We start from the raw sequence: 7281 nt of genomic DNA, 5'->3' as shown, positions 1-7281 counted from the left end.
GTGCTGAGGATCGAGTATTCGACTCACTCCTGTTAATCGGCCCCCTCCTAATCGTGATAATCACTGTTTTCCACCGGTCGCTAGTTACCGAGTTACTTGCGACGGCATATATCGTAGTGTTCGTCACGTACATCCTGTATCAAGGATACCATTCCCAGAGCCGCAACCAGTAGTTGCCAAACCATACTTGTCCTCATTTTGATTTGACTCCTTTCTCCGCTACGGTCGATACAGTGTAACGAAAGAAGTCTCTACATAGTGTTTGTCACCCTTCTGAAACCTCTACAGACCGATTGGTATGATCGCGCGCGCACGAGAAGTATATATCTGCTAGTGCTCACAGGAAGACCTTAGTGTACGATTATGTAGAATAGAATCGTAGATAGGTACACCAAATCACAGATATGCAGGCCAAGGCCAGGCTTTACAGGGCATCTACGACGGGGGTTTCGCTCGAAGGTACGATGTCCGTCGTTGCTGTCGGCGGATTCGCGTTGAGGCCAACACAGCGCTGACGCGAATTCAAAGTCGCAAGACCCGACGAGTTACATGAAGTCCGCGATGCCGGACTGTTTGTTTTTGTCGTTCTGCACCCACTTTTTCTGCGCCGAGTGGTCAAACCACTCGGCTCGAAAACCTGGAGGAAAAACCGCAGCGCCGAAGGCTACATGAAGTCCGCGATGCCGGACTGTTTGTTTTTGTCGTTCTCGAAGATAGATTCGAGCTTTGTTTTGAGCACTTCGAGGCGCTGTTTGGTGTAATCGCGGCAGTCGAACTCATCTGCCACCTGAATCGCCGTATCCATGTACTTGTTCACGGAACCCTGGTGAACCGTGAGGTTCACTCGGCCGCCACACTCGCGGCATTCGCCAGTGAGGGGCATCCGACGGTACTTTTCACCGCAGTCGAGACACCGCGTCTCCTGTCGTGAGAAGGCGCGGAGGTTCCCGATAAGGTCCGGCAGGAAGTGGTACTCGATGACGCGCTCGGCCACGTCGGTTTCGTCGACGGCGCGAAGCTTCCGCGCGAGGAACAACTGCGCGTCCATCTTGTCCATCATCGACCCGAGGGTCTTGTAGGCCGACAGGTCCGGACCGGCGGCAATGTCGGTCGTGTCGTGGGTGTGGTCGAACCCGGTGTACTCGCGGTCGGTTCCGAGGTACTCCTCGGCGATGGTCACTTCGTCCTCCCAGTCGTCCGGGTCTTCCATCCGGAGCGTCGCTTCGTAGAACTCCCGCGGGTACTGCCGGACGATGTCCATGTTGTGCGCCTCGTCGTCGATTTCCGAGGGGTCGATGCGCGAGGACATCACGAGGGGTGCGTCCATCTGCCCGCCACGTTTGTCGGGGAGATATTCTTTCGAGAAGTTGAGAAGACCGTCCATGAGGAGCATCACACAATCTTCGTCACCGTCGCATTGCCCGACGTATAGGTCGTTAGCAACGAGAGAGTTCGTCTCTTCGACAGTAAGACAGTACGTGTGTTCGATATCACTTTCGACGTATTCAGTAGACACGACCTCGTCAAGCCATATCTCTCCACCGTCAGACAAGAGGCGTTGGGTCCGAACGTCGATATTGTCGATTGCGTTCGAGAGTGTTGTTTCCTTCCGTGGGAGGTGGAACCCAATTTTGTCGGCGAACCGAAGTGCATTCTCCGACGTGATTTTGAGTACCCACGAGTCGAATTCGGGGACGGCATCGTAGAATTCCGCAACCGCACCAGACTGGGGAACCCGTCGCTCAGAGTAGGTCTTCGCAGCAATTCCGAACCGCTTGAGGGCAGCAACGAGATCTCGTTTGAGATCGTCGCTCACGGTGTGTGCACGAATTTCCACACGGTCACGAGAGGCACTACCATCACCCGAGAAGTACGCTGCGAGGAACGACCGAAGCACCGTACTCGGTCCAGACAGAATTGTGTCCGGAATCTGCTTGTCTCTCGCTCGTGCCCCCAGCTCAAGGATATCCGCGAACAAGGATTTGATGAGACGACTGGATATCGTGAGCTTCCACTCGTTCTCCTCGAACGCTTCGACCCCTAACGTCTCGTGCAGTGTTTCGGTGATCTGGTCGCGGGCGATTTCATCAGGGATGCAAATAGTCGTCTGGTAGAAGCTCCCCGGGTCTGCTCTCGTGAACCCTTCCGCGGCGTAGTACCCGAGAACAGTTCCGAACTCTTCGTCGATTGCGAGCGTTCGAGAGACAGTCGCGGTATCGCGTCGAACCCCCAACGAGATGTCGCTCGGAAGTGTTTCGACGACAGCGACAACATCACCAAGTAGCTCGACAAACACCGAGGCAGGAACACTGTCACGAGAAACCCAATTGTAGACTGTCGAATCACTGCACTCGAGTAGCTCGGCGGTTGGTTTTAGATACCCCGTATCTGCTGTATTCGCGTCAAAGAGCGTCTTGATACGTTCTTTTCTGAGCCCACGAACCATTAGATCCTCTGGCGGTATCGAATCACCAGCCAAGAATTCGGCGAGTAAGTCAATCTCTACTGGTTCAGCCTCGATTTCCATCGACTTCGGCGACGGAACATCGTCACCGACGGAGAGTTCGTGGGCCGGAACACGCTCGAAATCGTTGTCATTGGCCCGAATCATCGTGTGGTCGGGAGTGACAGTCAGTTCCCTTCCAGCACGAGTCTCGACTCGGACGAGTTGGTCGGGGGCGACGTGCTTGGATACCGCTTCGACTGTTTTGACAGTCTCATGTCCATCCCGAGTGAGAGACGGAACGTATACCTCGCCGTCGAGTTCCTGTACCAGCGTTCCGAAGTCGCCTGTCTCTGGGTCGTCGAGACGGTCTTCGACCAACGTCCGGATGTCGTCATAGTGCCAACAATCGGCTTCGTCCTTGTACCAGACTGTGGTATCTGGGTGGAAGCAATTCCGGCGTTTCGCGGCGTGGAAGTACGGATGCGCATACCCGACGGCGGCAGTCGTGAATCCGACAACTCTGCCGACGACGGCCGCGGACGTGTGCGGGGCCATCCCGAAGACGAGTTCGCCGTTGAGGGCGTCTCGCTCTTCGATTTCGTAGAAGCGGTCGACCCCGTAGAACTGCTCTAAGAGGTCGTCGACGAAGTCGGCGGTCTGCATCATGTGTTCCGCCGCGCCCGTCGAGAGGACGATATCCTGTACTTTGAGTTCGACCAGTTGGTCGTCGAACCGGAGGGGTTCGCCGTCGATGTCGGTCTCGTAGCCGAGTTCGCGGAAGTGGTCGGCCGTCACGTCGAGTTCTTCGGGGCGAACGGCGGTGACCGGAAGGTCAGTCATGTCGTAGCGGACGGTTCCGTCTTTGAACGACGACACGTCGTGTTTCGCCCGGAGGATGCCTTTCTCGATTGGTTCGGGCGTCTTGTTCGCAGACGTAAGTCCCTTGACACCCTTCAGAATCTTGAACGACGCTTCACGTTCGCCGACGCGTTCGAGGGCGTTTCGGTACTCGGTGTTCAGGTCGATTTCCTGCCACGCGGCGCTTTCGACTTCCCACTCACAGCGGTCACAGTAGACGCGACCGGATTCGTCGGGTTCGATGACGGTGCCGCAGTCGTCGCACTCGTAGTGCGGTTGAGTGTGGCCGCCGCAGTCAGAGCACTTGGATTTGAAGCCGAACGCACCGCAATCGGGGCACTTGCGTCTGCCGAGACGAACCGAGATTTCACCGCGCTTTCCCGACTCACCGCGGTGTCGGGCGGCATCGCCCACGTCGCGTTGGCTGCCGCCAGCCTCGCCGATGGGGAATAGTGTGTGAACCGCTGGCGAAAGGTCGCGGCGCTCGGACTTCTCCGGGCGACCCATCCGGTTTCCGATACGGGTCGGTGCGCGCTCGCGGACGGTGAAGGGTGCGACTTCGTTTACCGCCTCGGTGGCGTTGTCGCCGTCGTCCCACTCACGGACGCGGTCCGGGAGGTCAGCAAGTTCCCACGTTCGCTCTCGGTCGTCGGTCAAACCGAGAGAACAGGCGAGCGGTCGCCAGATGGGAACCCGAAGCGTCTCGTCCGTCTGTCGGTGCTCGACAAGAAGGTGTTCGAGCGCTTCGCGGATTTCGGGCGTATGTTCGAGAACGAGCGTTCCTTCTTCGCCACGTTCAGGTTCGTTGTCGGCTTGGAGCGCCGAAGTGGTTCCGCCGTCCACTTCGGCAGCGGCGATGTCACCGGCAGCGACGGCGTCGGCGAGCGCGTCGAACTGCTCGACCGAGATGTCGTGCCAGAGGTAGGTGAACTTCGGATGCAGCGGCGCGTCGAACTCGGTCGCCCACGAGAGGGCCTCTTCGACATTCGGGTCTTCGAGGTCGACGGTCGGGTCGTCTCGGAGCGCCTGCACGTTAGCGTCGGTCGCCTCGAAGTCCTGAATCCACCACTCGAAGACGTACGAGGCCGGTGCAAGCGGGTGGTTGTTCTCGACGAATTCGCCGAAGTTGACGAGGTACTCGCCGAGGTCGATGATTTTCTCGACCCCGTTTTGCAGTTCTTCGGCCTCCTCGGGGTCGTCGATGCGACGAACGTCGCCGTTGGCGAGTCTGACCGTCGGCCCCTCGATGGAGTCGACGGGGACGACACCACCGGCTTTGCCGGGGCGTTCGGTCTTGATTTGCGTCCCCGTAGCGATGAAGTCGTCGACGATGTGCATCGTCGCGGGATGGACGCCTGCGGTTGCGAATCCGTGGTTACGGGCGCGGCCGTAGCGGAGTCGGAAGCCGCCGGGGGCCGAGGGGTGGCCGAAGACCGGACGGCCCGCGATGAGGTCGCGGAGGAACTTCGTCGCGGGTTCGACGCGAGTCGGGCCGTCCATGGCGTCCGAATCCGCGTCTTCGTCGGCGTCCGATTCGGCTTCGGCATCAGATTCGGTTTCGTTCTCACCGTCCTCGTCGTCGGACGGTTCGTCGGCTTTCCCATCTTCGTCGCTATCTTTCCCGATGGTGCCGTCGATGAGGTCCTGAAGCCACGGCCAGTCGACCTCGTCGAGTTGGCGGGTGTAGCGCTGAATCTTCGGGGCCTTGAGAGCAATCCCCTCGGCCATAACGAGACACATCCCGCCGCGGGAGGAGTTGGTGTCGACGCGTTCGAGGTCGCGGAACCCCGAGACTTCCTCGTCGCCGGTCGCCTCGCCGTCGAGCATGATGGGCATGTTCTCGGCGATAAATCGGGTTTCCTTGTCCTTCGGCGAGTACTGAAGCCCGGTTTCCTTGTCGTAGAGATTGATTTCCTCGACGTAACGTTCGACCTCGTCGGTTCGCGCTTTGTACTCGTCGATACCAAGCAGCGACCGGGCGTAGTCGGCGACGAGCACGGAAAGCGCCTGTGCGGTCCCGCCCGCAGAGCGAATCGGACCGGCGTAGTAGACGTTGACGAACTCGGTTCCGTCGTCGTTTTCGAGAATCTCCACGCGGTCGATTCCCTCGATGGGAGCAGCGACCACACCCTCGGTGAGGAGGGCAACGGCAGTTCGAACCGCGCCCTCGACTTTGCCCTCGCGGGAGTCGTAATCGCCGACGTTGCCGTCGACGAAGTCGGTCACGAGTTCGAGTGCGGCTTCCTCGCGAGACATTTCGCCTTCGAGTTCACGGACGCGTGCTGCGACCCCATCGATACCGAGAATGTTCTCGACGCGGTCGGCCATGTCCTTTGCGACCGGAATCTCGACGTCGGTCTTTGGGTCGTATCCCGTCGCCTTCGCGGTGCGGGCGAGGTCGAATGCCTCGTCGAGTCGGTCTTCGATGCGCTCGAAGTACTGGGAATCCTCCTCTCGCACGTCTACAACCAGAGGTCGAGGTCGGTTACGTTGTCGTGTTCACGTTCGAGTGGCTCGTCGAACGCACGGAGATACACTTCACCGGCGAAGACGGTCGCCGAGTCGAGGTGACCCGCGAGCGACTGCCCGCTTCGGCGAGAGAGTACCGCATGCGTGTGTGCGAACGGTTCGCCGTCGAGAAGCGAAACGTTACCGACGCAGGTGGCGACTTCGAGTGGTTCGTCGAACGTGACAGACTGGTACTCCTGGTCCGTCTGGTCGTAGAACCAGATTTCGGCGTCCTGAACGGCACCCATGGCGTTGAACCACGCGGACTCGATGTCCTCTCGGGCACAGAACTCCTCTATCTCTTCGCGCCAGTCTGCCCCGTGTTCGAGGCTCGCGAGGTACTCCTCGCTCACCGTCACCGCTCGAGCGTTCATGCAATGTCTCACGAGTGAGTCGGACTAAAATGTGAATGGTCTCAGTCGCCGGTTGGTGAGGCCGGCGAGGTCGTCGAAAAGGCCGGGCGATTATCGCCAGTTGTCGAGTGCGAGTGCGTCGGCTACGTCTGCAGCGAGCCACGCGTCGTCGCGGGAGATATCCGCGATAATAAGACGCTGGCCCGTCTGGGTACGATCCACCGAGGCCATAACCTCGGCGCCCGAGTCGTCGACGGAAGCCGTCGCATCCGGCGTCATGTATGATACATAGTGTCACCCCTATATAAGTTGCCCGAAACCACAGTCGGAGAGGTCGATTCGGTCCCACGATTCTGTCGTCTCAAAAACTGGTTTAAAAAGTAAAATGAACGGGAGATTACCTCTCTTGGCAGAATTCGCCGTTTAAGTGGGGACTACCATCTTCCACGATACACCCTATCAAACAAATCGAATACGGTAAGTTTATCCAAAAGGGCTCGGAACGTGGTTTCGAATGCCAGACACTAACAAACTCTCGCGTCGCCGTTTCCTGAAGGCAACGGGTGGGGCTGCTACGGCCGCTGCCCTCGCCGGTTGTACCGGCGGCGATGGTAGCGAAGGAACAGAGACCACCGATTCCGAGACCGGAACGGGACAGACTGGCGGTGGGGAGACCGAGGGAGACATCCTCAAGTACATCAACTCGACGGTTACGACTCTGGACCCCGTCGCGATGACGGACGAAGCGTCGAACCACGTCGTCACGAACATCCACCAGGCGCTCGTCCACTACCCGAAAGGCGAAGCGCGCACCGAAGCCCTCCTCGCATCCGACTACTCTGTCTCTGAGGACGGGACCGAGTACACGTTCACGCTGAACGATGCGACCTTCCACGACGGCTCTACGGTCACCGCAGACGACGTCATCTACTCCTGGGAACGCCTCGCTGGCTCCGAGCACACTCGCCGTGCGAGTTTCCTGCTCGACACTCTCAGTGTCGTCCACGAAACCGAGACGACGACCAACGGCGAGGGCGAAGAAGTGGAGACGTACAAGCCCGGCACCCTGGGTGTCGAAAAGGTCGACGAAAAGACGGTAAAGGTCAAGCTCTCTTC

At 58.9% G+C, this 7281-nt stretch carries 4 protein-coding genes; 1 reads left to right on the top strand and 3 read right to left on the bottom strand.

What is annotated here, in order from left to right; all coding sequences use genetic code 11:
- Nucleotides 1–664: 664 nt before the first annotated feature.
- The 3 genes from QT222_RS10005 to QT222_RS09995 all read right to left on the bottom strand — a co-directional run bounded on the left by QT222_RS10005 (nt 665) and on the right by QT222_RS09995 (nt 6444).
- On the bottom strand, nt 665–5764 hold the full coding sequence (locus QT222_RS10005; RefSeq protein WP_491477083.1) for a DNA polymerase II large subunit: 5100 nt from the start codon (nt 5762–5764) through the stop codon (nt 665–667).
- Nucleotides 5765–5766: 2 nt separating this feature from the next.
- Nucleotides 5767–6186, bottom strand: coding sequence for a PPC domain-containing DNA-binding protein (locus tag QT222_RS10000; protein ID WP_004058705.1), 420 nt, complete (start codon nt 6184–6186; stop codon nt 5767–5769).
- Nucleotides 6187–6276: 90 nt separating this feature from the next.
- Entirely contained in the window at nt 6277–6444 is a 168-nt protein-coding gene (locus QT222_RS09995; protein ID WP_004058707.1) for a DUF7556 family protein, read from the bottom strand.
- A gap of 235 nt (nt 6445–6679) precedes the next feature.
- Between QT222_RS09995 and QT222_RS09990 the strand changes: the two genes are divergently transcribed.
- On the top strand, nt 6680–7281 hold a 602-nt coding region (locus QT222_RS09990; RefSeq protein ID WP_491477082.1), incomplete at its 3' end, for an ABC transporter substrate-binding protein.

The sequence above is a fragment of the Haloferax sp. s1 genome (genome assembly GCF_058382125.1).
Note: the sequence above shows the minus strand (reverse complement) of the source record. Positions and strands in the feature narration are given on the sequence as shown.